The 387-nt window shown below is 61.5% G+C and carries 1 pseudogene; it reads right to left on the reverse strand.

What is annotated here, in order from left to right:
- A pseudogene (locus BK660_RS32250) lies at positions 1–383 on the reverse strand (hypothetical protein); the annotation flags it as partial.
- Between the last annotated feature and the right edge of the window lie 4 nt (positions 384–387).

The following is a 387-nucleotide window of genomic DNA, read 5'->3' on the forward strand; positions in this document are numbered from 1 at the left end:
TTCGCCCAATTGATGCCTTGCGCGGCCATGTAACGGCCTATGCCACGGTTCATCGGTTCGATCTGCAGGCCGCTGTCCGGGCCGAAGTGCACACGCTTGGTGGTGTGATCAACCCACACGTCCAGTTGATTCTGCTCTTTGCGCACACGCTGGCCGGGCAGTTTGATCGCCATGCGCATCAGGCTTTTTTCTTTGCTGGTGCGCTCGGCATAGCCGAATTCGACGAAGCGCAAGGGGCGGCCGCCGGTGTTGCGGTCGGTCTGTAGCGGGGCCAGGCGGAGCATCTTGTGGTGCTCGACGTGGACATCCGCCCACGGCAGCTCGACCGCTGGCGGTGCGTCTTTTTCAGCGGTGGTGTCGGGTGAAGTCTGGGTATCAGTCATAACG

The sequence above is a fragment of the Pseudomonas brassicacearum genome (assembly GCF_003732265.1).
In the GTDB taxonomy this organism is placed as follows: Bacteria; Pseudomonadota; Gammaproteobacteria; order Pseudomonadales; family Pseudomonadaceae; genus Aquipseudomonas; species Aquipseudomonas brassicacearum_D.